This window comes from Paracidovorax sp. (assembly GCF_057642795.1).
The window spans coordinates 1-22828 of the sequence record NZ_JBXYZY010000011.1 but is presented as its reverse complement, the minus strand read 5'-3'; the positions used below and the strand labels follow the sequence as shown (position 1 = coordinate 22828).

Genomic DNA, 22828 nt, shown 5'->3' with positions numbered 1-22828 from the left:
GACCGCACTGAGCGGTCAGCGCATGCGCCGGGCCTCGCATGAGGCACTTTTCGGGCTGCAGCGCTTGTTCTGCCAGCGCAATGTGCTATTCAATCAATAGCAAACTGAACCATGGAAAAGGCCGGTACGCCGCCCGATCCGCGTGCGGTCTTACAGACACTGGCGCATGAAGGGCCGCACCGGCAGCATCCGCCACCCCCACAGTGCAGCCATGTCATTTCACGCAGCCCCCCGCCCCCGCTTCACCGCCCACACCTGGCTGGCCCTGGCCGGCTGGCTGGCGCTGACCTTCGCCACGGCCGCCATCGGCGGCGTAGCCTCGGTGCAGGCTCCGGCCTTCTACGCGCAACTCACGCAGCCTTCGTGGTCGCCGCCGCCCGGTGTCTTCGGTCCGGTCTGGACGGTGCTCTACGCGGTGATGGCCATCGCCGCCTGGCTGGTGTGGCGTGAGCCCGCCAGCGGCGCGCGCCGCCGGACGCTGACGCTCTTTTGCTTGCAGCTGGTGCTCAACGGTCTCTGGAGCTGGCTGTTCTTCGCCTGGCATCTGGGCGCCTGGGCGCTGGCTGACATCGCCCTCTTGTGGCTGACGGTGGCCGCCACGCTGACGGGCTTCTGGCGCATCAAGCCGCTGGCGGGTGCGCTGCTGGTGCCCTATCTGGCCTGGATCAGCTTCGCCGCGGCGCTCAACGTCACGCTCTGGCGCATGAACCCGCAGCTGCTGGGCTGATCACAGCGCCTTGCGCAGGTTGGCCGGGGCGATGCGCAGCGCCTCGCGGTACTTGGCCACCGTGCGGCGGGCGCATTCGATGCCCTGCTCCTTGAGCATTTCCGCGATCTGGCTGTCCGACAGCGGCTTGGCCGGACTCTCGGCCGAAACGAACTGCTTGATGAGCGCCCGCACGGCCGTGCTGGAGGCATTGCCGCCGGTTTCGGTGCCCAGGCCCGAACCGAAGAAGTACTTCAGCTCGTAGGTGCCCTGGGGCGTGGCCATGTACTTGGCCGTGGTCACGCGGCTGATGGTCGATTCGTGCAGGCCGAGTTCGTCTGCGATGTCGCGCAGCACCAGCGGCCGCATGGCCAGCTCGCCATGCACGAAGAAGTTGCGCTGGCGGTCCACGATGGCGCGCGACACGCGCAGGATGGTATCGAAGCGCTGCTGGATGTTCTTGATGAACCAGCGCGCCTCCTGCAGCCGCTGCTGCATGGCCTGGTGGCCCTCGCCGCCCCGGTTGCCGCGCAGCGCGCCGGCATAGACGTCGTGCACGCGCAGGCGCGGCATCACGTCGGGGTTGAGCTGCACGCTGAAGTTCTGCTGCGCGCCGCGCCCGGTCTTCTTGACGATGACGTCGGGCACGATGATGTTGCGCTCCACCTCGACGAAGCGCCGGCCCGGCCGGGGCTCCAGCCGTGCGATCAGCGCCATGGCGGCGCGGGTGCGCTCTTCGCTGCCGCCGCCGCACAGCGGCGTGAGGCGGCGCACGTCGCGCTTGGCCAGCATCTCCAGCGGCTGCTCGCAGATGCGCAGCGCGACCTGCAGCACGTCGGCATCGGCCTCGCGGGCTTCGGCCAGGGCGCGCAGCTGCAGCGTCAAACATTCGGCCAGGCCGCGCGCGCCCACGCCGGTGGGCTCCAGGCTCTGCAGCAGGCGCAGGGCGACGGTGAAGCGGTGGACCAGCTCTTCGAGCTGTTCAAGGTCGGCATCGCCGGCCAGGCTCCGGGCCAGCGATTCGAGCGACTCGTCGAGGTAGCCGTCGTCGTTGAGGGATTCGATCAAAAAGCGCAGCGCCGCCGTATCCAGCGGCGAGAGGCGCAGCGAAAGCGCCTGGCGGTGCAGGAAGGCGGTGAGCGATTCACCGCTGCGGGCCAGCTCGGTGGCATCGGCCTGGCCGTCTTCGTCGCCGGTGCGGTTGCGTGCCGGGGCGTCGCCGCCCCATTCGCTGTCGTCGGGCGAGAAGTCCACCGTGCCGTCGCCTTCCCAGTCGGGCGCTTCGGTGACGGCGTCGGGGCCTGCGGGCACGTCGGCATCGCCCCCGCCCTCGGCGGCCGTGGAAGTGGTGGTGCTGGCCGATGCGGCGCCGTAGGGCGACTCATCTTCCGTCACGGGCGTGTCGGCCTGGGGCAGGCCGAACTCTTCGCGCGGTGCGTCTTCGAGGTTGCGCTCCAGGAAGGGGTTGTCGTCGAGCATCTGCTCGACTTCCTGCGACAGTTCCAGCGTGGAGAGCTGCAGCAGCCGGATCGATTGCTGCAGCTGGGGGGTGAGCGCGAGGTGTTGGGAGACCCGCAGGGAAAGGCCAGGCTTCATCACATCCGGAAATGCTCGCCCAGGTACACGCGGCGCACCTCGGCGTTGTCCACGATGTCGGCGGGCGTGCCCTGCGCCAGCACGGTGCCGTCGCTGATGATGAAGGCGTGGTCGCAGATACCCAGCGTCTCACGCACGTTGTGGTCGGTGATGAGCACGCCGATGCCGCGCTCCTTCAGAAAGCCGATGATGCGCTGGATCTCGATCACGGCGATGGGGTCGATCCCGGCGAAGGGCTCGTCCAGCAGGATGAAGCGCGGCTGCGTGGCCAGCGCCCGGGCGATCTCGACGCGGCGGCGCTCGCCGCCCGAGAGGGCCAGCGCGGGCGAGGCGCGCAGGTGCTCCACGCGCAACTCCTGCAGCAGCGCCGTCAGCCGCTCCTCGATCTCCGCGCGGGAAAGCGGCTTGCCGTCTGCGTCCTTCTGCAGCTCCAGCACCGCCCGCACGTTCTCTTCCACGTTCAGCTTGCGGAAGATCGACGCTTCCTGGGGCAGGTACGACAGACCCAGGCGCGAGCGCCGGTGGATGGGCATGTTGGCGACCGACTGGCCGTCAATGACGATGTCGCCGCCGTCGCTGCGCACCAGCCCGACGATCATGTAGAACGACGTGGTCTTGCCCGCGCCGTTGGGTCCCAGCAGGCCGACGACTTCGCCCTTCTGCACGGTGAGCGACACGTCCTTGACCACCTTGCGGCTGCCGTAGGACTTCTGCAGGTGGCGTGCCTCCAGGCGGCTGCCCGGGGCCGCAGCGCTGGCGGCCGCGGACGTGGAAATGGGGGAGGAAAAGGATTCGCTCACTTGCTCGCGCCGCTCTTCATATCGGTACTGGGCCGCAGGGTGGGTGCGGGCGTGGCGGGCGCAGGCGTTGCCGCCGGCGCATCGGGAGCGGACTCCTTGGGCGCCAGCACCGCGCGCACGCGGCCGCCGGGGGTGCCCGAGGCGGTGCCCGCAGGCGCCGTGCGCTGGCCATCGACGGTCAGCACATCGGTCACGCTGTTGTAGAAGATGACCGCACCCGCCATCTCGTCGGAGAGCGCACCGCCGCGGTAGCGGCGCATTTCGGCGCGTCCGATGAGCTTGACCGTGTCGGCGCGGCCGTCGTATTCGATGGTCTGGGCCTCGCCTTCGACGAATTCATCGGGCGCGCCGGCCACGGTGTCGCGCTTCTGGCGGAAGAAAGCGCGCTTGCCGGGCTCGGCCGTCACCACTCCGTGCTGGAAGCCGTCCGGGTCCTGGCGGACATCGACCCGCGCGCCCCGCAGCACCATGGTGCCCTTGGTCAGCACGACCCGGCCGGTGAAGACGCTGGTCTGCTGGAGCTCATCGTGGCGCAGGGAATCGGCCTCGATGTTCATGGGCTTGTTGCGGTCGGCCTTTTCGGCGCGGGCGCCCCACGAGGCACAGGCCAGCGCGCAGAGCAGAAGGAGCGGGAGCAGTCTTGTTCTCATAGGGCACGAATCTTGCAGACATTGTACTGACCTGACGATTCAGGTCCGCAGAAAGCGTTTGCCGAGCCGGGTGAGCCTGAGTGGCACACCAGACGGCAAGCCCAGCATCATGCACGGCCTGCGCGGCCCGGGTAAGAAGCCTGCATGAATTTCCCGCACCCAGCGGCTTGCGACCCGCAAGGCCTGCGGCAGCAAGGCCAGACACCATGGCCCGAGCCACCGGAGTCACCGCGCATCTGCGGAAAGAAAAAAGCGCGCCAGAGGCGCGCCTTGGATGTCCGGGCGTCAAGCCGGGGCTACGCCCCGCGCCTTCTTCAGCCCTTGCGGGCCTGGGCGGCCAGATAGTCCACCACCTGCAGCACGCTGGACATGCTGCCAGCCATGGTGCCGTCGGTGTAATAACGGCCAGCGACGCCCATCGAAGGTACCCCTTCCACGCCATAGGCCTCCTGCAGCTGCGTCGCCTTGCGGACCAGGTTGGACACGGAGAACGAGTTGTAGGCTTCCTTGAACTTCGCCACGTCAACGCCCTGCTTGCCGATCCAGTCGAAGATCAGCTCGTCCTTGTTGAGCGGCAGGCGCTCGACATGGATGGCGCGGAACACCTTGACGTGCAGCTCGGGCACCTTGCCCATGCTCTCCAGCGCGAAGTAGAGCTTCTGTTGCGGCACGAAGCTGGCATTGAAGGCCACGGGAACACGGCGGATCACCAGCTCCTTGGGCGCGGCCTTGATCCAGGCGTCCAGCTCAGGCTCGAAGGCGTTGCAATGCGGGCAGCTGTACCAGAAGAACTCGATCACCTCGACCTTGCCGGCCGGTGCTTCGCTCTGCACCGGCTTGGCCAGCCGCACATAGTCCTTGCCTTCCTTGAACTGGCGCGGCTGCGCCAGGGCGGGGGTGGCTGCCGGCAGGGCGACGGCAGCAGCGGCCAGCGCTGTGGCGGTGGACAGGGAAAACTCGCGGCGTTTCATCAAGAGATCACTCCTAGTTCATGACAGAACATTTGAGCGGCCAGAGGCCGCAAAGTTTCACAGGGCCGCCAAGGCGCAGGCCATAAGGCCCGCCACGAAGGCTCAGCGCTGCACGCGCACCAGGGCGGATTCGACGCCAGCGCCGTCCAGCTTGCCCTTGAGCGAGTCAGCATCGTCGCGTTTGGCGAAGGGGCCCACGCGCACGCGGTAGACCGTACGGCCGTTCTGCTCGCGCTCGCTCACGCGCGCCTCCCAGCCCAGCATGGCGAGCTTGGCGCGCTGCGCATCGGCATCGGCCTGGGTGCGGAAGGCGCCGGCCTGCACGAAATAGTCGAACGGATCGGCACCAGAGGCCGCGGCCGGCGCCGCCGGACTCGGGCTGGCCGCCGAGCGGGCCTTGGCCAGATCGCCCAGCGGGTCCGCGCTGGCCGTGGCCGGCTTGCTGGCGGCAGTGCGCGGTGCGGAAGCGGTGGCGGCCACGGGCGGCGCCGTCACCGGGCCAGCCGCGGGGGCAGCCGGAGTGGAGGGAGAGACGGCGCCTGCAGCGGTGGGATCGCCAGGCGTGGCCGGCACGGCCGGGCGCGCGGGGTTCTTGCCGTACAGGGGCGAATTCGGGTCCCAGTTCTTGTTGCGCTGGGCCTCGTCCTGCTCGGAGCCGCGTGCGTTGCCCTTATTCAGGAAGGGCACCGGCACCTTGGTGACGTACACCGCCACGGCCAGAGCAACCCCCAGGCCGACGATCATTCCGATAATGAGGCCGACGGCCGTCCCACCGCGTTGCTGCTGTTTCATCTTTTGGTCTTTGCCGTTCACATTCTGGCGGGCGCATCCACGCCCAGCACCTTCAGGCCATTGTGCAATACCTGCGCTGTGGCGGCGACGAGGGCCAGGCGGGCCCTCTTCACAGTCTCGTCGTCCACCAGGATGCGCTCGGCGTCGTAGTAGCTGTGGTAGCTGGCGGCCAGGTCGCGCAGGTAGAAGGTCACGTCGTGCGGGGCCTCTCCCTCGGCGGCGGCGGTGAGCATCTCGGGGTACTTGGCCAGTTGCAGCATGAGAGCCTGGGCCTGCGGGCCTTCCAGCGCCGAGAGGTCCACGTCCTTGAGCGATGCCACGTCACTGCCGCCGGCCTCTGCCCAAGCGCGCAGCACCGAGCAGATGCGCGCATGCGCGTACTGCACGTAATAGACCGGGTTGTCGTTGTTCTGCGCCACGGCCAGATCGACGTCGAAGGTGTATTCGGTGTCGGGCTTGCGGCTGAGCAGGAAGAAGCGCACCGCGTCCTTGCTGGTCCACTCGATCAGGTCGCGCAGCGTGACGTAGCTGCCCGCACGCTTGCTGATCTTGACCTCTTCGCCGCCCTTGACCACGCGCACCATGGTGTGCAGCACGTAGTCGGGGTAGCCCTGCGGAATGCCCACGTCGGCGGCCTGCAGGCCGGCGCGCACGCGGGCGATGGTGCCATGGTGGTCCGTGCCCTGGATGTTCACGACCTTGGTGAAGCCGCGCTCCCACTTGGCGATGTGGTAGGCCACATCAGGCACGAAGTACGTGAACGTGCCGTCCTGCTTGCGCATGACGCGGTCCTTGTCGTCGCCGTAGTCGGTGCTCTTGAGCCAGAGCGCGCCGTCCTGTTCGTAGGTCTTGCCGTTGGCGATGAGCCTGTTCACCGTGGCCTCGACGCGGCCGCTGGTGTACAGGCTGGACTCCAGGTAGTACTCGTCGAACTGGAGGTTGAACGCCTGCAGGTCCTTGTCCTGCTCATTGCGCAGGTAGGCCACGGCGAACTGACGGATGTTGTCGTAGTCCTCGACATCGCCATTGGCCGTGAACTCGCGGTCGTCAGCCTTCACCGTGGCCTTGGCCTTGAAGGCCTCGGCGATTTCGGCGATGTAGTCACCGTTGTAGAAGTTCTTGGCCAGCGGGTTGTCGCTGCCGGTGGGCCAGCAATCGTCGCCGGGCTTGAAGCCCTTGGCGCGCAGCTGCGTGCTCTTGGTCAGGGTGTCGATCTGCACGCCCGCGTCGTTGTAATAGAACTCGCGGTGCACCTTCCAGCCCTGGGTGCTGAACAGGTTGCAGATCGCATCGCCGAGCGCCGCCTGGCGGCCGTGGCCCACGTGCAGCGGGCCGGTGGGGTTGGCGGAGACGAACTCGACCAGCACACGCTGGCCGTTGTCGGGCTGATAGCCGAAGCGCTCGCCGGCGGCCAGCACCTCGCGCACCACTTCCTGCTTGGCGGCGGGCTTCAAACGAATGTTCAGAAAGCCGGGGCCGGCGATCTCGATGGCATCGACCCAGCGGGCAAAGGCCGGCGTGGCCTCCAGTGCAGCCTTGAGCTGCTCACCCAGCGCACGCGGGTTGAGCTTGAGCGGCTTGGCCAGCTGCATGGCGGCGGTGCAGGCGAAGTCGCCGTGCGCGGCCACCTTGGGCGATTCGAAGGCGGCTCGCCCAGCAGCGCCGGGCGAGAGTTTTTCCAGCTCGCCGGCCAGCGCCGCGAGCAATTCCTGTTTGACGGAGAGCATGGGGGCGGATTCTACGGGGGCCGGTCATCCGCTCGAACCACCGGAGCGTTATGCTCCCTGGGCCCTGCCAAACACTGCCGATACCCGGCGCCAGACAGGGCCTGACTACCCCTCAACTGCAGGAGCATTACATGAAGAGTCTGCTTTCCCTGGTGTCCGCCGCCACCCTCGCCCTGACGCTGGGCGCTGCCGCCCATGCCGCCGACGCACCGGCCGCTGCCGCATCCGCCCCGGCGGCGGCCGCCTCGGCTCCCGCCAAGGCGCACACGGCGCAGCAAGGCAAGATGGCCACCTGCAACGCCGAAGCCAAGGACAAGACGCTCAAGGGCGACGAACGCAAGGCCTTCATGAAGGACTGCCTGTCCGCCAGCAAGCAGGAAAAGCAGCAGACCAAGATGAAGACCTGCAATGTCGAAGCCAAGGAAAAGACGCTCAAGGGCGACGAACGCAAGGCCTTCATGAAGGAATGCCTGAGCAACAAGCCCGCCGCCTAACCCCCGGCCCGGCCCATGCCGCCAGCCTGGCGGCCGGCCCCGACCCCGCCCGCCGCACCCCGGCGCGCGGGGTTTTTCTTTGGCAGATCGGCAAGCACCGTCAGCGCGTGCCCACGCCGCGCGCGAGGAACACGGCCAGCAGCGGGATCACGGCCAGCAGGTGCGCCTCGACCATCACCAGCCGGCGCGTGGAGCGCACCTCGTCCGCGGCGGGCAGCGCGCCACCCGCACGCACGGCGCCCAGCCAGCGCCGATAGCGCAGCGTGGGCACCAGCGACAGCACGCCGACGGCGACGAAGAGCGTGACCTTGGCGTGCAGCAGCGGCTGCGACCAGTACCACCCGAAGCCCTTGATGCCCCACCAGGTGCGCGCCAGGCCGGTGGCCAGCACCAGCAGCGCAGAGACCCCGTAGAGCAGGTCCACGCGGGCCAGGCGCTGCAGGGCAGCGGCATTGAGCCACTCGGTGCGGCACAACGCCGCCTGGCTGGCCACGAAGGTGACCATGGCGAGAATGGAAAGCAGGTGGGCGTAAGCCAGCAGAGCTTCGGTGGTCATGGCAGATGGACGCTCAAGAGCGTATGTCGTGGGGAAGGGCGCCCCAGGGCGCGCAGCGGCCCGGGGCGAACGCCGCGCCATGCTACCTGCCCGCACGCGCAGGCGCATGACAGCCCCCTCCCGCAGCCCGGTGGCAGTGGTCGGTCAGCCGGCGCGGGGCGGGAATTCGCGGCGCAGCCAGGCGTCGAGCAGCGCCTTCTCGGCGCCCAGCGGATCGGCTGCAGCGGACAGCCGCGCGGGTGCAGGCGATGAATCTCCCAGCTGCCGGCGGCCCTGGCGCAGCACGCGGCCGCCTTCGGTGCGCAGCGTGAATTCCAGGTCGATGCGCGACATGCCTGCCCGGCCGGCGCGCTGCACGTCGGCCAGCCGCACATCCAGCAACTGCCCGGGCGCCAACAGCGGAGCGGCCCGATCCGCCACGTAGAGACACAGTGCGTCGAGCCAGGCTCGGCGGGCTTTGGCGGACTCGCCGGGCGACATGCGCGCATCGCTCATCGTCGCCGGATCGGCATAGGTGATGCTGACGATGCCGGCAGGGATGCCGCCCTGCGCTTGCGCGGGGGGCTGGACGGAGGGCTGCTGCGCGCAGGCCCCCAGCAGCAGGGCCGCCGCTGCTACCACGGCGGGCCGAAGGCCCCGCAAGCGGACGTGGCGGCCGGCGCAGGCCACGGCAGCGACGGGCGGATGGATGGGCTGCGGCAGGCGCATGGCGGTGTTCTCCCTCTCTCTCGGTCTGTGATGGCAATGGATGCAGTTGCAGGTACGGCTGTGCGGCGGCCCGACACGGCCTCAGCCGCCGACGCGGCGCCAGAAGTCGGGCTGGGCGTAGTGGTGCTTCAGATAGTCGATCCACAGCCGCACACGCAGCGGCAGGTGCTTGGCATGGGGAAAGACCACGTAGATCCCGTTGGGCGGCGCCGCGAACTCTTCCAGCACGGCCACCAGGCGGCCCGCGGCGATCTCGGCCTCGACCTCCCAGGTGCTGCGCCAGGCGATGCCCCAGCCGCCCAGGCACCAGTCGTGCAGCACCTGGCCGTCGGAGCAGTCCAGCGGGCCGCCGGGCTTGAAGTGCATCACTTCGGGCACGCCGTCGCCCTCGCGCGGCAGGCGGAAGGCCCAGCCGCGCGTCTGCGAGGCGTCGCTCGACAGCGTCAGGCAGTCGTGCTGGGCGAGCTGGCTCGGGTGGGTGGGCACGCCGCGCCGCTCCAGGTAGCCGGGCGTGGCGACGCACAGGCGCCGGTTGTCGGCGATACGCACGCTGACCAGCGACGAATCGGGCAGGTCGCCCACGCGCACGGCGCAGTCGAAGCCTTCGCCGGCCATGTCCACCACGCGGTCGCTCAGGTTCAGCGAGATGGTGACTTCGGGGTGCAGGTCGCGAAAGCGCGGCACCAGCGGAGCGACATGGCGGCGGCCGAAGCCCGCCGGCGCGGTGATGCGCAGATGGCCGGTGGCCCGCACGCCGCCGGCGGAGACGCTCGCCTCGGCATTGGCCACATCGGTCATCAGGCGCTGGCAGTCTTCGAGAAAGGCGCTGCCTTCGTGCGTGAGGCTGATGCGCCGGGTGGTGCGCACCAGCAGCTTCACGCCCAGGTGTTCTTCCAGCGCATCGAGCCGGCGGCCCATGATGGCCGGGGCCACGCCTTCGGCCCGCGCCGCGGCGGTGAGGCTGCCGCGTGTGGCGACCGAGACGAAGGATTCGAACGCCTTGAGCTTGTCCATGGGCGGCGATTATGCGGAGGGATGTCACGGCTGGACACAGAAAACGCCAGGATTACCCAGACGAAAATCTGATCCATATCGGGCTCCAGCCCATGATCCGCGTCGGCATTTAGCTATTGAATTGGTAGCAATTCACATCCCCAGCGACCCGCAGATGGGCTCCACAGGCGCGCGCCCCAGCCGCCGCGCCCCCCCTCGCGGCTCCACTTTTGCGCAAAAGTCACTGGTTTTGCGCTTCGCACGCCGTTTATGTGGATAAAGAATTCAAATACAGTGATCTCGTGGTTCTCGCCGGTGAGATGGCCTGAACCTTTGCTTTCGCTCAGACCTCCCCCTCGTTCCACCGCACACAGAGACATTCCATGACCGACCGCACCACCGTTCACGGCCTGCAAGTGGCCCACTCCCTGCATCGCTTCATCGAAGACCGCGTGCTGCCCGGCACCGGCATCGACTCGGCCGCGTTCTGGTCCGGCTTCGATGCCCTCGTCGGTGATCTGGCTCCGCGCAACATCGCCCTGCTGGCCGAGCGCGACCGCCTGCAGACCGAGCTGGACACCTGGCACAAGGCCAACCCCGGCCCCATCACCGACATGGTGGCCTACCGCTCCTTCCTGGAGAAGATCGGCTATCTGGTGCCCCAGCCCCAGGGCGTGCAGGCCACCACGGCCAACGTGGACGATGAGCTCGCCACCCAGGCCGGCCCGCAGCTGGTGGTGCCGATCCTGAACGCACGCTACGCGCTCAACGCCGCCAACGCGCGCTGGGGCAGCCTGTACGACGCGCTCTACGGCACCGACGCCATCTCCGAAGAAGGCGGCGCCGAAAAAGGCAAGGGCTACAACCCCGTGCGCGGCGCCAAGGTGATCGCCTTCGCCCGTGAGGTGCTGGACCAGGCCGCGCCGCTGGCCAGCGGCTCGCACAAGGACGCCACCGGCTACCGCGTGGCCGGTGGCCAGCTGGTCGTGCAGCTGCAGGGCGATGCCACCACCGGCCTGCAGGATGCCGCCCAGTTCGTGGGCTACCAGGGCGACGCCGCAGCGCCCTCGTCGGTGCTGCTGCGCCATAACGGCCTGCACCTCGACATCCAGATCGACCGCACGACGCCTATCGGCAAGACCGACCCGGCCGGCGTGAGCGATTTGGTGGTGGAAGCCGCGCTCTCCACCATCCTCGACCTGGAAGACTCCGTGGCCGCCGTCGATGCCGAAGACAAGGTGGCCGGCTACGCCAACTGGCTGGGCATCCTGCAGGGCACGCTGACCGAATCCTTCACCAAGGGCGGCCAGACCGTCACCCGCGGCCTGAACGGCGACCGCATCTATACCGCGCCCGGCGGTAGCGGCGAGGTGCGCCTGCACGGCCGCTCGCTCATGTTCCTGCGCAACGTGGGCCACCTGATGACCAACCCGGCCGTGCTCTGGACCGACGCGCAGGGCACGCAGCGCGAGATCCCCGAAGGCATCCTGGACGCGGTGGTCACCACCACCATCGCCCTGCACGACCTGCAGGGCAAGGGCCAGAACGGCATCCGCAACTCGCGCAAGGGCAGCGTCTACATCGTCAAGCCCAAGATGCACGGCCCGGCCGAAGTGGCCTTCGCCAGCGAACTCTTCGCCCGTGTGGAGCGCCTGCTGGGCCTGCCGGAAAACACCGTCAAGCTGGGCATCATGGACGAGGAGCGCCGCACCAGCGTGAACCTGAAGGCCTGCATCGCCGCCGCCTCGGCCCGCGTGGCGTTCATCAACACCGGCTTCCTGGACCGCACCGGCGACGAGATGCACACCGCCATGCAGGCCGGCGCCATGGTGCGCAAGGGCGACATGAAGGCCAGCGCCTGGATCCAGGCCTATGAGAAGAACAACGTGCTGGTGGGCCTGTCGTGCGGCCTGCGCGGCAAGGCGCAGATCGGCAAAGGCATGTGGGCCATGCCCGATCTGATGAAGGCCATGCTGGAGCAGAAGATCGCCCACCCCAAGGCCGGCGCCAACACCGCCTGGGTGCCCAGCCCCACCGGCGCCACGCTGCACGCCCTGCACTACCACCAGGTCAACGTGGCCGAGGTGCAGAAGGAACTGGAAAAGACCAGCGCCGACGCCGAGCGCGACAACCTGCTGACCGGGCTGCTGACCATCCCCGTTGCAGCCAAGCCACAGTGGAGCGACGCGGAGAAGCAGCAGGAACTGGACAACAACGCCCAAGGCATCCTGGGCTACGTGGTGCGCTGGGTGGACCAAGGCGTGGGCTGCTCCAAGGTGCCCGACATCCACAACGTGGGCCTGATGGAAGACCGCGCCACGCTGCGCATCAGCAGCCAGCACATCGCCAACTGGCTCCTGCACGGCGTCGTGACCGAAGCCCAGGTGCGCGAGACCTTCGAACGCATGGCCGCCGTGGTGGACCAACAGAACGCAGGCGACCCGCTGTACCAGAAAATGGCCGGCCGCTTTGCCGAGTCCGCCGCTTACCAGGCCGCCTGCGACCTGGTCTTCAAGGGTGTGGAGCAGCCCAGCGGCTATACCGAGCCGCTGCTGCACGCCTGGCGCCTCAAGGTGAAGGCCGGCGCTGCGCGCTGAAGCCCCCGGCCCCGCGACACACAGGCCTTTCGCTGACCATCAAGGGCGCCCCATCGGGGCGCCCTTTTTTCATCGTGAGCAGCTATGTCAATAGGCGCAGTCCCACTGCAGAAAGTACGGAAAGGAGCCGATAAATCAACAAAACCCTTACCCTATAGGGTTTTCCCTTAAAAACACTCACCCTCCATTTCCATGAACCTCCATCATTTCTCCATAGGCAAACGCCTGGGCCTGGCATTCGGCCTGATGACGTTGTTCATCATCGGCATGGTGGCTTCCGCCACGGGGCGCCTGCACTCGGTGGCGGACGACACGGCGACCATGATGAACCTGCCGCTCACCAAAGAGCGGCTGATCTCCGACTGGTACCGCGCCATCTACAGCAACGTCTCGCGCCACGCTCTGGTGGCACGCACCAGCGATCCCACCCTGGGCAGCCGATTCGTGCAGGAGAACGCCGAGGCGTCGCGCACGTCCACGGCCCAGCAGCAGCAGCTGGCCAAGCTCATCTCGGGCGCCGAGGAGCAGGCCCTGTTCGACCGGGTCAGCGCACTGCGCCAGCAGTTCATCAAGGCCCGCGACGCGATCTACAAAGCCAAAGCCGAGGGCCGTGAGGACGATGCCCAGCGCATCCTCGACGCCGAATTCATGCCTTCCGCCAAGGGCTACCTGGATGGGCTGCAGAGCCTTCTGGACTTCCAACGCCAGGAAATCAATGCAGCGGCCCAGTCGGTGCAGCACAACTACGAAAGCGGCCGCAACGCGCTGATCGCGATGGGCTCGCTCGCCGCTGCGGTCGCGGTGGCCCTGGCCTGGGCCATCACCCGCAGCGTCACCCGCCCGCTGCACCGCGCGGTGGAGGTGGCCGAATCGGTCGCCGCTGGCAACCTGTCCGTGCGCGCCGAAAGCACCGCGCGCGACGAATCCGGCCAGTTGCTGCGTGCTCTGGACGCGATGGGCCGGCAGCTGAGCGATACCGTCGGCAAAGTCCGCCATGGCGCGGACAGCATCGCGATGGCCTCCAGCGAGATCGCCAACGGCAACCTGGATCTCTCCAGCCGCACCGAAGAGCAGGCCAGCGCGCTGCAGCAGACCGCCGCGTCCATGGAAGAGATGACAGCGACCGTGCGCCGTAACGCCGACAGCGCCGCACTGGCCGATCAGCTCGCGCGCTCGGCGTCCGAGCTGGCGGTGCGCGGCGGCGACGTGGTGGGCAATGTGGTGAGCACCATGGGCGGCATCCACACCTCCTCGCGCAAGATCGTGGACATCATCGGCGTGATCGACTCCATCGCGTTCCAGACCAACATCCTGGCCCTGAACGCTGCCGTGGAAGCGGCCCGCGCGGGTGAACAAGGGCGTGGCTTCGCCGTGGTCGCGAGCGAAGTGCGCACCCTGGCACAGCGCAGCGCCACCGCCGCCCGGGAGATCAAGGCCCTCATCGACGATTCGGTGACGCAGGTGGATGCCGGCAACCGGCTGGTCGAGGAGGCCGGCAAGGTCATCAGCGACGTGGTGGCCGGCGTGCGCCGAGTGACCGACATCGTGGGCGAGATCAGTGCCGCCAGCCAGGAGCAGACGCGCGGGCTGGAGCAGGTGAACCAGGCCGTCACGCAGATGGACCAGGTCACCCAGCAAAACGCGGCGCTGGTCGAAGAGGCGGCCGCCGCCACGGCCTCGCTGGAGGCGCAGTCCGCCCAGCTCGCCCAGGCCGTCGCCGTGTTCCGCCTCACCGCCTGACGCTGCGCGGCATTTCGGGCAAGGATGCCGGACAACGCACCTTGCTATGCAAAAGATAGCCAAAGATCGGCACACAGCGAGGGCGCGAAGCCCCTTTGGCTTGAAGTCCCGCCCAACCCAGCACTCCCCGGCCTACCCTGCCCGCCCATGCCGCCCGCCGCCACTCCGAACGACAGCCCCCTGGACCCGACCCGCTGCCCGGTCTGCGGGCAGCGCAATCAATGCGCCATGGAGGCCGGCCGACCTGCGGCGCACTGCTGGTGCATGCAAGCGCCCATGGACCCAGCCGTGCTCGCTGCCATTCCAGCGGCAGCGATCGGCCTTGCCTGCCTGTGCCCGCAGTGCGCAGCAGGCGCGGCGGCCGGCGCCACGGCAGGGCCGCCGATATGATGGCGGACTGATTTTCCGCCTCTCCCACTCCCTCATTTTTCCATTCGAGAAGGACCGAAACCATGCCTACCTACCACGTTGAAATGATCGAAGGCCGCACCGTCGAACAAAAGAAGAAGCTGGTCGCCGAGATCACCCGTGTGTCCGTCGAAGTGCTGGGCGGCTCGCCCGATTCGGTGGACGTACTCATCACCGACGTGAAGCGCGAGAACTGGGCCACCGGCGGCACGCTCTGGTCCGAACGGCAGTAAGCCGGACCCCTCTGCGCGGCACCGCGATCAGGCGCCGCGCACACCGCACGGCCCGTCCGCACGGCCCCTCCTTCTTTTCACCCAAGACCTGACATGACCGCTTCCGCCGCCCTGCTGCGCGAGCGCTACGGCGAGCGCTACCGCTGGCTGGTGCTGCTTTCCGTGATGGTGGGCACGATGGCCTCCATCATGTCGTCCACCATCGTGAACGTGGCCATCCCCGACCTGAGCCACCACTTCGCGCTGGGCCAGGAACGGGCGCAGTGGGTCACCTCAGGCTTCATGGTGGCCACCACCGTGGCCATGCTGACCACGCCCTGGCTGCTGGCGCGCTACGGCTACCGCGCCACCTATGTCGGCTCCATGGTGCTGCTGTTGGCCGGCGGCGTTGGCGGGGGCCTGGCCGGCGATTTCAATGTGGTGCTGCTCGCCCGCGTGCTCGAAGGGCTGGCGGCGGGCGTGGTGCAGCCCATTCCGGCGGTCATCATCCTCTATGCCTTCCAGCCTCATGAACAGGGCCGCGCCAGCGGCATCTTCGGCATGGGCGTGGTGCTGGCGCCGGCCATCGGACCCAGCATCGGCGGCCTGCTGGTGGACTGGTTCGGCTGGCGCTCGATCTTCTTCATGGTGGTGCCGTTCTGCGTGGCCTCCATCGCCCTCGCCTACAAATACGTGCCCGTGAGCAGCCCCGGCGGCCAGGCCGCCAACCGCGCGGGCGAAAGCCTGGACTGGCGCGGCCTGCTGCTGGGCGCCGCGGGCACGCTGTGCCTGCTCAACGGCCTGGTCGCGCTGCGCGGAGGCACGGCGCAGGAAGCGGCCGGCCTGCTGCTGGCCGCGCTGGCCGCGCTGCTGGCCTTCCTGTGGTGGCAGCGCCGGCTCCAGCAGCAGGGCCGCCGTCCGCTGATGGACCTGCGCATCTTCCAGTTCCGCCCCTTCGCCATGGGCAGCATCGTGGCTTTCATCTACGGCACGGCGCTGTTCGGCTCCACCTACCTGCTGCCGGTGTTCATGCAGCTGGGGCTGCAGCTGTCGGCCTCGAACGTGGGCACCATCATGCTGCCGGCCGGCATCGTTCTGGCGCTCACCATTCCGCTGGTGGGCCGCATGGCCGACACGCGACCCACGCACCTGTTGGTCAGCATCGGGCTGGCATTGCTGGCACTTTCCTTCGGCCTGATGCTGCTGGTGGATCTGCACAGCAGCCTTTGGCTGCTGGTGGCCTTCGCCGTGCTGGGCCGCATCGGCCTGGGCTTCATCCTGCCCTCGCTCAACCTGGGCGCCATGCGCCCGCTGGACAAGCCGCTGATCTCGCAAGGCTCCAGCGCCATCAGCTTCGTGCGCATGCTGGGCGGCGCGGCCGGCGTGAGCCTGTGCGGCATCGTGCTCGAATGGCGCATCGCCGCGCATGGCGATTCGCTGCGCCTCGCAGCCAGCAGCCCCGCACGCATCGCAGCCTTCGGTGAGACCTTTCTGCTTCTGACCGCCCTGTGCCTGCTGGCGCTGATCGCCGCCTGGCAGCTGCGCGCCCCGCCCCAGAGCGACTGACCGCACCCTTCTTCGTCTTCTTCGTCTTTCTGGAAAGCGCCGTCCGCCCGCCATGTGCCAATTGCTCGGAATGAACGCCAACACGCCGACCGACGTGACCTTCAGCTTCAGCGGGTTCACGCAGCGCGCGGGCAACACCGCCGACCATTCGGACGGCTGGGGCATCGCCTTCTTCGAGGACCGGGGCCTGCGCCATTTCGTGGACCACCAGCGCGCGGTCGATTCGCCGGTGGCCGACCTGATTCGCCGCTACCCGATCCGCAGCCAGAACGTGATCGCCCACATCCGCAAGGCGACGCAGGGCAGCGTGGCGTTGCAGAACTGCCATCCGTTCGTGCGCGAGCTCTGGGGCCGCTACTGGGTGTTCGCCCACAACGGGGACCTGAAGGACTTCCGCCCGCGCCTGCACGCGCATTTCAAGCCCGTGGGCAGCACCGACAGCGAACACGCCTTCTGCTGGATCATGCAGGAGCTGTCCAAGTCGCATGCAGGCGTGCCCAGCATCGCAGAGCTGACGCTGACGCTCAGGGAACTCGCCGCGCAGATCGCGCCGCACGGCACCTTCAACTTCCTGCTGTCGAACGGGCAGGCGCTCTGGGCGCATGCCTCCACCTCACTCTTCTACATCCAGCGCCAGTACCCGTTCTCGCAAGCGCAGCTGTGCGACGAAGACCTGCGCATCGACTTCTCGGCCCACACCACGCCCAGCGACAAGGTCGCGGTGGTGGTGACGGCGCCGCTCACCACCAACGAGGAGTGGACCGCCTTCGAGCACGGCGAGCTGCGCGTGTTTGTGGACGGCGAGTGCCTGCCCCGGCTGGGCTGATGCTTCTCCATCGCCCCATAAGCCGACCCGGACCGGCCATGACACCGGCACGTCAGCACCGGCAGCGCGGCACTCAGCCCAGCGGCTTCCAGACCGGCGGCTCCGGCTCCGGCAGCAGTACCTGCGCGGAAGCGGATGGCCGCATCAGCATCGCTTCGCGCTGACGCTGGCGCTTGATATCGCGAGGCTTGGGCTTGTCAGGCTGATGGCGATACGTCTTGGACATGGCGTGCTCCCGTGGGTGGACTGCATCCATTAAAAAAAGCCTGGGAATGCGCAGTTGTCGGACACCGCCGCTGCCGCGCATCGGACACGCTGGCGCAGCGATCCAAACCGCCGCCGCCTGCGTACACGGCACATCCGACAAACGCTCCATACAACGAGGTATTCCATGGCCATCGCTGCCGCCATCCGCTGGGTCGAACAGGGCCGGATACCCGACCCCGTCGTACGCCAGGGCATCCGCCGGCTGCTGCGTCAGCGACTGGCCTCGCTGCACAGCGGCGACGCCGAATTCACGGCCGAGGCCACCCGCGCCTTCCTCGCTGACATGCGCCAAGCCGATCTGGCCCTGGTGCCCGAAAAGGCCAACGAGCAGCACTACGAGGTGCCCGAGATCTTCTTCGGCCGGGTGCTGGGCCCACACCGCAAATACAGCTGCGGCTACTGGCCCGCGGAGAACACCACGCTCGAGCAGTCCGAAGCCCACGCACTGGAGCTGAGCTGCGAGCACGCCGGACTCGAAGACGGCCAGGATGTGCTGGAGCTGGGCTGCGGCTGGGGTTCGCTCACGCTGTGGATGGCGCAGCGCTACCCGCGCAGCCGCATCACCGCTGTCTCCAACTCGCACTCGCAGCGCACCTATATCCAGGCGCAGGCCCAGGCACGGGGGCTGAACAACGTGCGCATCCTCACCTGCGACTTCAACGTGTTCGACACCGAAGAGCGCTTCGACCGCATCGTGTCCGTCGAGATGTTCGAGCACCTGCGCAACTGGCCCCGCGCCTTCGCCCACGTGGCGCGCTGGTTGCGGCCCGCCGGGCGCTTCTTCATGCACGTCTTCGCCCACCGCGAGGCGCCCTACCCCTTCGTGGTGCGGGACGCGAGCGACTGGATGAGCCAGCACTTCTTCTCGGGCGGCATGATGCCCAGCGACGACCTGGCCCTGCACTGCCAGCAGGACCTGTTGCTGCTGGACCGCTGGCGCTGGAACGGCACCCACTACCAGCGCACGGCCGAGGCCTGGCTGGCGCAGATGGATGCGCAGCGCAACGCGCTGATGCCGCTCTTCGAGGCCACTTACGGCGAGGACGCCGCCATCTGGTGGGTGCGCTGGCGGCTCTTCTTCCTCTCGGTGGCGGAACTCTTTGGCTACGCCGATGGCCAGCAGTGGTGGGTCACCCACTATCTCTTCAGCAAGCGCTGACACGCCGCGAACCGCACGGCGAGGACACTTCAGGCCATGACCGAACCGCTTTCCACTGCCCTGGCCGGCCTCGCCTGGATCGCCCTGCTGGGCCTGGCCACCTGGGTGGCGAGCCTGCTGCGCCATGACGCGAGCCTGATCGACCGCGTCTGGGGCCCGTGCATTGGCGGCGCAGGCTGCGTCTATCTGGCGCTGCAGCCCGCGCCCGGCGCGCGGGGTATGGCCATGGTGGCGCTGGGCGCGGCCTGGGCGCTGCGGCTGGCCGCCTTCATCACCTGGCGCAACTGGGGCCACGGCGAAGACCGGCGCTACCAGGAGATCCGCGCGCGCAACCAGCCGCATTTCGGCTGGCGCAGCCTGTACCTCGTCTTCGGGCTGCAGATGCTGCTGGCCTGGATCGTCTCGGCCCCGTTCTTCGCCGGCGTGCGCAGCGACGCGCCGCTGGGCCCGCTGGACATGGCCGGGCTGGCGCTGGCCGCCTTCGGCATCGTCTTCGAGGCCATCGGCGATGCGCAGATGGCGCGCTTCAAGGCCGAACCGGCGAACCACGGCCAGGTCATGGACCGGGGACTCTGGCGCTACACGCGCCACCCCAACTACTTCGGCGAAGCCTGCCTTTGGTGGGGCCTCTGGTGCGTGGCCCTGGCCGGCGCCGGCTGGGCCGCCGCGTGGACGGTGGTCTCGCCCCTGCTCATGACCGTGCTGCTGCTGCGCGTTTCCGGCGTGGCCCTGCTGGAAAAGGACATGGCCGAGCGCCGCCCCGCCTACCGCGACTACATCACCCGCACCAATGCCTTCGTGCCCGGGCCGCCCCGGCGCAGCTGATCGAATCGTTCTCCGACCTCCCCGCCACTCCAGCCCAGAAAGCCACGCCATGATCCGCACCTTCGCCACCGCCTACGGCGCCTTTGCCATGGTCTTCCTCGCCATGGACGCCGTCTGGCTGACCTTGATGGCTGACCGCCTCTACCGCCCCTCCATCGGGCACCTGATGCGCGCAGATGGCTTCAGCACGCCCCCTGCCGTGCTCTTTTACGTGCTGTACGTAGCGGGCGCCGTGGCCTTTGCCGTCCGCCCGGGCCTGGAAAGCGGCAGTCCCGCCATCGCTCTGGGCTGGGGCGCCCTGCTGGGTCTGCTGGCCTACGCAACCTACGACCTCACCAACCAGGCCACGCTGCGCGACTGGCCCTGGCAGGTGACCATCGCCGACCTGTGCTGGGGCACGTTCGTCACGGCCGTGGCCTCGGGGGCCGCGTGCTATGCGGCGCTGCGGTGGGGATCGAACTGAAAGTGCCCGGCGCTTGGCTGAAATGAGAATCCCGGCGCAAGGGCCGGGACCTTGTGCGGGAGCGCCGGTTGCTGCCCCACCGCTCCCGCTCCGAGCCGCTACATGCCGACCAGACCGCCGATCGTGCGGGCGATGACGCCGTCGAAAAGCAGCCGGCCATCCACGCTGGCCAGGCAGATGCACATGCCGTCTTCAGCCACCACGGGCTGGTGATGGATGTCGCCGGCGGCGGAGTCGAAATCCCCCGCCCCGAAGCTGGCCCGGCCATCGTCGAAGCGGCCATAGAGCACCTGGGTCATTTCCAGGTCGCTATGGGTGTGGGTGGGAAGGCGCTTGCCAGCGCCGATGCGCAGCAGGAAGAGCTTGGCCGCAGGGTCCTGAGGCACGGTGACCCGGCTCCAGTACATGCCCGGGCCCATCCAGCGCCAGCCGGTGGCGCTGCAGCCCTGCAGAGCCGCCGGCCAGGGCGTGCCGGGCGGCAGGGCGGGGCGCCGGGGCGCGGCCGGAGCCGCCTTCGGCAGCGGGGCGGATGTGCCCGGTGTGGCATCGATCGCGGCCAGCGCCCGTGCCAGCGCATCGGGCGCGAGCGCGGCGGGAGCGGCAGACTCCAACAGCGTGCCGCCCAGGGCTTCATATTCGCGGACCCGCTCGCGGCAGTGCGGGCACGACTCCAGGTGGCTGGCCACCACCAGCGCAGGGCCCGTCGGCAACTGCGCGGCAGCATGGGCCAGCAGCAGAGCGTCTTCAGGATGGTGACGGATCTTCATGGCTCGAGAGCGCCGAGCAGCCGGCGCAGGTGGTTGACGGCAAGTCGCACGCGCGACTTCACGGTGCCCAGCGGAATGCCCAGTTCTTGGGCGATGCGGGCATGGGGGTGTTCCTCGAAGAACGACAAACGCACGATCTGCGCCTGCTCATCGGAGAGCTGACGCATGGCCTCGCGCACCCGGATTTCGCGCTCCCGGGTGCTGAGCAACTCGTCGGGCTGCGGGCCTTCGTCGCGCAGCGCCTCGGCCTCGCCCTCGTCGGCATCGGTGCCGATGGCCAGACCCTTGCGGCGTAGATGGTCCACCCGCAGATTGCGCGCAATGGTGAATATCCAGGTCGAGACCCCGGCATGCCTGGGGTCGTAGAGCACCGCCTTGCGCCAGACGCTGACCATGGTTTCCTGCACCAGATCCTCTGCCTGCGCCTCGGACGTGCCCAGCCGCATGAGGTAGGCCTTCACGCGCGGAGCGAAATGCTTGAAGACGGCGGCGAAGGCCTGGCGGTCCTGACGGGCAGCCACCGCCTGCAGCCAGGAGCTCAATTCATCGCCGTTCGGCGGTGCGCCGCGAGGTTGCTGGGTGGTCACGATCGACAGGTAAGGCGGCCGTGACCTTGCCGCCTGGGCAGGCCACTCTGACGGCTGAGGAACGGTAGTCATGCTGCTGTTACGCAACGCTCGGGGCATTAGATCACAGCGACTTCCAGCCTGCAGGCTGGGCTTGCGCTCAGCCGAAATGCAGCGCCGCTACCTGGCCTAGAGCGTTCGCGCGGGCGAAGCGCAGCGCCTTGCCACGGCCGCCTCCGCCCTGCAGGCGAGCCGGCGACAGCCCCCGCACCCGCACGCCCGCGCAGAGGCCCGCGGCCCCAGGGGCATGGCCCAGTGGGACCGCATCCATGCCCTGGGCCCGCGGCCCCACGTGGCCGTGCGGTGGCCGGCCGTGCGGCGATGCCGACGTGGGATCACTCCACGAGGTCTTCACGCCCAACGGCGCCGTCGTGCCCGAGCATCCGGACGTCATTCCCGGCGTGCTCGATACCGTCGCCGCGGCCAAGCTGCTCGCCGCCGCGCGCACTACGTGCTCGACACCGTGGCGGACCTGCTGCCCGTGCTGGGCGACATCGGCGCCCGCCTGCCGCCGGACCGGCCTTGGACAGCAGACCATGCCGCGCCCCGGGCCTCCGGGGGGCGCCCCGGTCCGGGAATACCCTGCCATGCTCCGCCCGCCAACTTGATGAATATCAAGAAAGGGGCGTCCCGCAGTGCTACGGTGGGACGATCGCAACCAAGCTCGAAGCTGGAGGATCGCTATGCACTTCTTCAGGAACGTCCAACTGGGAACCATGCTGGGCACCGGTTTCACCATCGTGATCGCCATCGGCCTTCTGGTCGCCGCCTACGGTCGCTTCGAGCTCGGGCACACCGGAACCAACCTCCAGCTTCTGTCGCGCGACCGGCTCGACATCCTGCTGCAGTTGCAGCGGGTCAAGGACAACACCAACGTCGTCGCCCGCACCGTGCGCAATCTCGCCCTGCTGGAAGACCCGGGCCCCATGGCGGAGGAGAAGAAGAGGCTCGACGGCGTGATCGCGGAGACATCACAGCTGATGAGTGTCCTGCAGCAGCGCGTGCGCTCTCCCGAAGGCCTCAAGCTCATGGACCAGATCTCGCAGGCTCGACCGCAATTCCTCGCCACGGTGGACAAAGCCGCGCAGCTCGGCCTCGCCAATGACATGGTCAACGCGCGCAACGTGGTGCTCGGCGAAATGCGCGCCGCGCAGAACGTCTATTTCAAGGCGGTGGAGGACATGACCGCCTACCAACGCAAGATGACCAGCGACATGGCAGAAACCTCCAGCACCGCGGCCCTCGCTGCCGGCAACACCATGCTCCTGCTGGCGGCCCTGGCGGCCGCGCTGGGCGCGTTGGTGTCCTGGGCGATCACGCGTCGCATCAAGGGGCAGCTGGGCGGGGAGCCGGCCGAAGCCGCCCGCATCGCCCAGGAA

The 22828-nt window shown here is 68.4% G+C and carries 24 protein-coding genes and 1 pseudogene; 12 read left to right on the top strand and 13 right to left on the bottom strand.

Going from position 1 to position 22828, the window contains the following annotated elements:
- Positions 1 to 211 precede the first annotated feature (211 nt).
- Positions 212 to 727: a TspO/MBR family protein gene (locus tag AC3A84_RS05585; protein ID WP_487968655.1), complete on the top strand. Its 516-nt coding sequence runs from the start codon at positions 212 to 214 to the stop codon at positions 725 to 727.
- Here AC3A84_RS05585 and AC3A84_RS05580 read toward each other — a convergent pair whose 3' ends face one another.
- From AC3A84_RS05580 to argS, 6 genes are all read right to left on the bottom strand, one after another.
- Positions 728 to 2302 (bottom strand): RNA polymerase factor sigma-54, encoded by a 1575-nt coding sequence (locus tag AC3A84_RS05580; protein ID WP_487968654.1) that lies wholly within the window; start codon positions 2300 to 2302, stop codon positions 728 to 730. It lies immediately after the preceding gene.
- Entirely contained in the window at positions 2302 to 3102 is an 801-nt protein-coding gene (lptB, locus tag AC3A84_RS05575; RefSeq protein ID WP_487968653.1) for an LPS export ABC transporter ATP-binding protein, read from the bottom strand. The genes AC3A84_RS05580 and lptB overlap by 1 nt, the downstream gene beginning before the upstream one ends.
- Positions 3099 to 3752, bottom strand: coding sequence for a lipopolysaccharide transport periplasmic protein LptA (lptA, locus tag AC3A84_RS05570; RefSeq protein WP_487968652.1), 654 nt, complete (start codon positions 3750 to 3752; stop codon positions 3099 to 3101). The genes lptB and lptA overlap by 4 nt, the downstream gene beginning before the upstream one ends.
- A 314-nt stretch (positions 3753 to 4066) precedes the next feature.
- Positions 4067 to 4723: a thiol:disulfide interchange protein DsbA/DsbL gene (locus tag AC3A84_RS05565; protein ID WP_487968725.1), complete on the bottom strand. Its 657-nt coding sequence runs from the start codon at positions 4721 to 4723 to the stop codon at positions 4067 to 4069.
- Between the two features lie 102 nt (positions 4724 to 4825).
- Positions 4826 to 5515 (bottom strand): SPOR domain-containing protein, encoded by a 690-nt coding sequence (locus AC3A84_RS05560; RefSeq protein WP_487968651.1) that lies wholly within the window; start codon positions 5513 to 5515, stop codon positions 4826 to 4828.
- 17 nt (positions 5516 to 5532) lie between these two features.
- Entirely contained in the window at positions 5533 to 7242 is a 1710-nt protein-coding gene (argS, locus tag AC3A84_RS05555; RefSeq protein WP_487968650.1) for an arginine--tRNA ligase, read from the bottom strand.
- Between the two features lie 131 nt (positions 7243 to 7373).
- On the opposite strand from argS, the gene AC3A84_RS05550 reads away from it, so the two are divergent.
- Entirely contained in the window at positions 7374 to 7736 is a 363-nt protein-coding gene (locus AC3A84_RS05550; RefSeq protein ID WP_487968649.1) for a PsiF family protein, read from the top strand.
- A 100-nt stretch (positions 7737 to 7836) separates the two neighbouring features.
- On the opposite strand, the gene AC3A84_RS05545 is transcribed toward AC3A84_RS05550, so the two are convergent.
- The 3 genes from AC3A84_RS05545 to AC3A84_RS05535 form a co-directional block, all read right to left on the bottom strand.
- The gene (locus AC3A84_RS05545) at positions 7837 to 8292 is read right to left on the bottom strand and encodes a DUF2214 family protein (protein ID WP_487968648.1); all 456 of its coding nucleotides are present in this window, start codon (positions 8290 to 8292) and stop codon (positions 7837 to 7839) included.
- A gap of 144 nt (positions 8293 to 8436) precedes the next feature.
- On the bottom strand, positions 8437 to 9000 hold the full coding sequence (locus tag AC3A84_RS05540; RefSeq protein WP_487968647.1) for a DUF3016 domain-containing protein: 564 nt from the start codon (positions 8998 to 9000) through the stop codon (positions 8437 to 8439).
- Positions 9001 to 9081: 81 nt separating this feature from the next.
- Positions 9082 to 10014 carry a LysR family transcriptional regulator gene (locus AC3A84_RS05535; RefSeq protein WP_487968646.1) on the bottom strand — a complete coding sequence of 311 codons (933 nt, stop codon included), beginning with the start codon at positions 10012 to 10014 and terminating at the stop codon, positions 9082 to 9084.
- Between the two features lie 362 nt (positions 10015 to 10376).
- Here AC3A84_RS05535 and AC3A84_RS05530 point away from each other — a divergent pair, with 362 nt between their 5' ends.
- The 6 genes and pseudogenes from AC3A84_RS05530 (at position 10377) to AC3A84_RS05505 (ending at position 17342) form a co-directional block, all read left to right on the top strand.
- Positions 10377 to 12590, top strand: coding sequence for a malate synthase G (locus AC3A84_RS05530; RefSeq protein WP_487968644.1), 2214 nt, complete (start codon positions 10377 to 10379; stop codon positions 12588 to 12590).
- A 192-nt stretch (positions 12591 to 12782) separates the two neighbouring features.
- The gene (locus tag AC3A84_RS05525) at positions 12783 to 14330 is read left to right on the top strand and encodes a methyl-accepting chemotaxis protein (RefSeq protein WP_487968643.1); all 1548 of its coding nucleotides are present in this window, start codon (positions 12783 to 12785) and stop codon (positions 14328 to 14330) included.
- A 24-nt stretch (positions 14331 to 14354) separates the two neighbouring features.
- Complete coding sequence (locus AC3A84_RS05520) at positions 14355 to 14720, top strand: cysteine-rich CWC family protein (protein ID WP_487968641.1); 366 nt, start codon at positions 14355 to 14357, stop codon at positions 14718 to 14720.
- A gap of 41 nt (positions 14721 to 14761) precedes the next feature.
- Positions 14762 to 14971 (top strand): annotated as a pseudogene (locus AC3A84_RS05515) (4-oxalocrotonate tautomerase); the annotation flags it as partial.
- 93 nt (positions 14972 to 15064) lie between these two features.
- A complete protein-coding gene (locus AC3A84_RS05510) occupies positions 15065 to 16516 on the top strand; it encodes a DHA2 family efflux MFS transporter permease subunit (protein WP_487968640.1) in 1452 nt (483 codons plus the stop codon).
- 52 nt (positions 16517 to 16568) lie between these two features.
- Entirely contained in the window at positions 16569 to 17342 is a 774-nt protein-coding gene (locus AC3A84_RS05505) for a class II glutamine amidotransferase (RefSeq protein WP_487968639.1), read from the top strand.
- A 73-nt stretch (positions 17343 to 17415) separates the two neighbouring features.
- Here AC3A84_RS05505 and AC3A84_RS05500 read toward each other — a convergent pair whose 3' ends face one another.
- Positions 17416 to 17568, bottom strand: a complete 153-nt coding sequence (locus AC3A84_RS05500; protein WP_487968638.1) for a hypothetical protein — start codon at positions 17566 to 17568, stop codon at positions 17416 to 17418.
- A 165-nt stretch (positions 17569 to 17733) separates the two neighbouring features.
- Here AC3A84_RS05500 and AC3A84_RS05495 point away from each other — a divergent pair, with 165 nt between their 5' ends.
- The 3 genes from AC3A84_RS05495 to AC3A84_RS05485 are packed head-to-tail and all read left to right on the top strand — an operon-like array spanning position 17734 to position 20056.
- Positions 17734 to 18768, top strand: coding sequence for an SAM-dependent methyltransferase (locus AC3A84_RS05495; protein WP_487968637.1), 1035 nt, complete (start codon positions 17734 to 17736; stop codon positions 18766 to 18768).
- A gap of 36 nt (positions 18769 to 18804) precedes the next feature.
- Complete coding sequence (locus AC3A84_RS05490) at positions 18805 to 19593, top strand: DUF1295 domain-containing protein (protein ID WP_487968636.1); 789 nt, start codon at positions 18805 to 18807, stop codon at positions 19591 to 19593.
- Between the two features lie 49 nt (positions 19594 to 19642).
- Positions 19643 to 20056: a DUF2177 family protein gene (locus AC3A84_RS05485; protein ID WP_487968635.1), complete on the top strand. Its 414-nt coding sequence runs from the start codon at positions 19643 to 19645 to the stop codon at positions 20054 to 20056.
- Between the two features lie 98 nt (positions 20057 to 20154).
- Here AC3A84_RS05485 and AC3A84_RS05480 read toward each other — a convergent pair whose 3' ends face one another.
- The 3 genes from AC3A84_RS05480 to AC3A84_RS05470 all read right to left on the bottom strand — a co-directional run bounded on the left by AC3A84_RS05480 (position 20155) and on the right by AC3A84_RS05470 (position 21843).
- Entirely contained in the window at positions 20155 to 20823 is a 669-nt protein-coding gene (locus AC3A84_RS05480; RefSeq protein WP_487968634.1) for a ChrR family anti-sigma-E factor, read from the bottom strand.
- On the bottom strand, positions 20820 to 21410 hold the full coding sequence (locus tag AC3A84_RS05475; protein WP_487968633.1) for a sigma-70 family RNA polymerase sigma factor: 591 nt from the start codon (positions 21408 to 21410) through the stop codon (positions 20820 to 20822). The genes AC3A84_RS05480 and AC3A84_RS05475 overlap by 4 nt, the downstream gene beginning before the upstream one ends.
- Positions 21411 to 21549: 139 nt before the next feature.
- A complete protein-coding gene (locus AC3A84_RS05470) occupies positions 21550 to 21843 on the bottom strand; it encodes a hypothetical protein (protein ID WP_487968632.1) in 294 nt (97 codons plus the stop codon).
- A 289-nt stretch (positions 21844 to 22132) separates the two neighbouring features.
- Here AC3A84_RS05470 and AC3A84_RS05465 point away from each other — a divergent pair.
- Positions 22133 to 22828 (top strand): MCP four helix bundle domain-containing protein (locus tag AC3A84_RS05465; protein ID WP_487968631.1); only part of this gene is annotated, 696 nt, incomplete at its 3' end.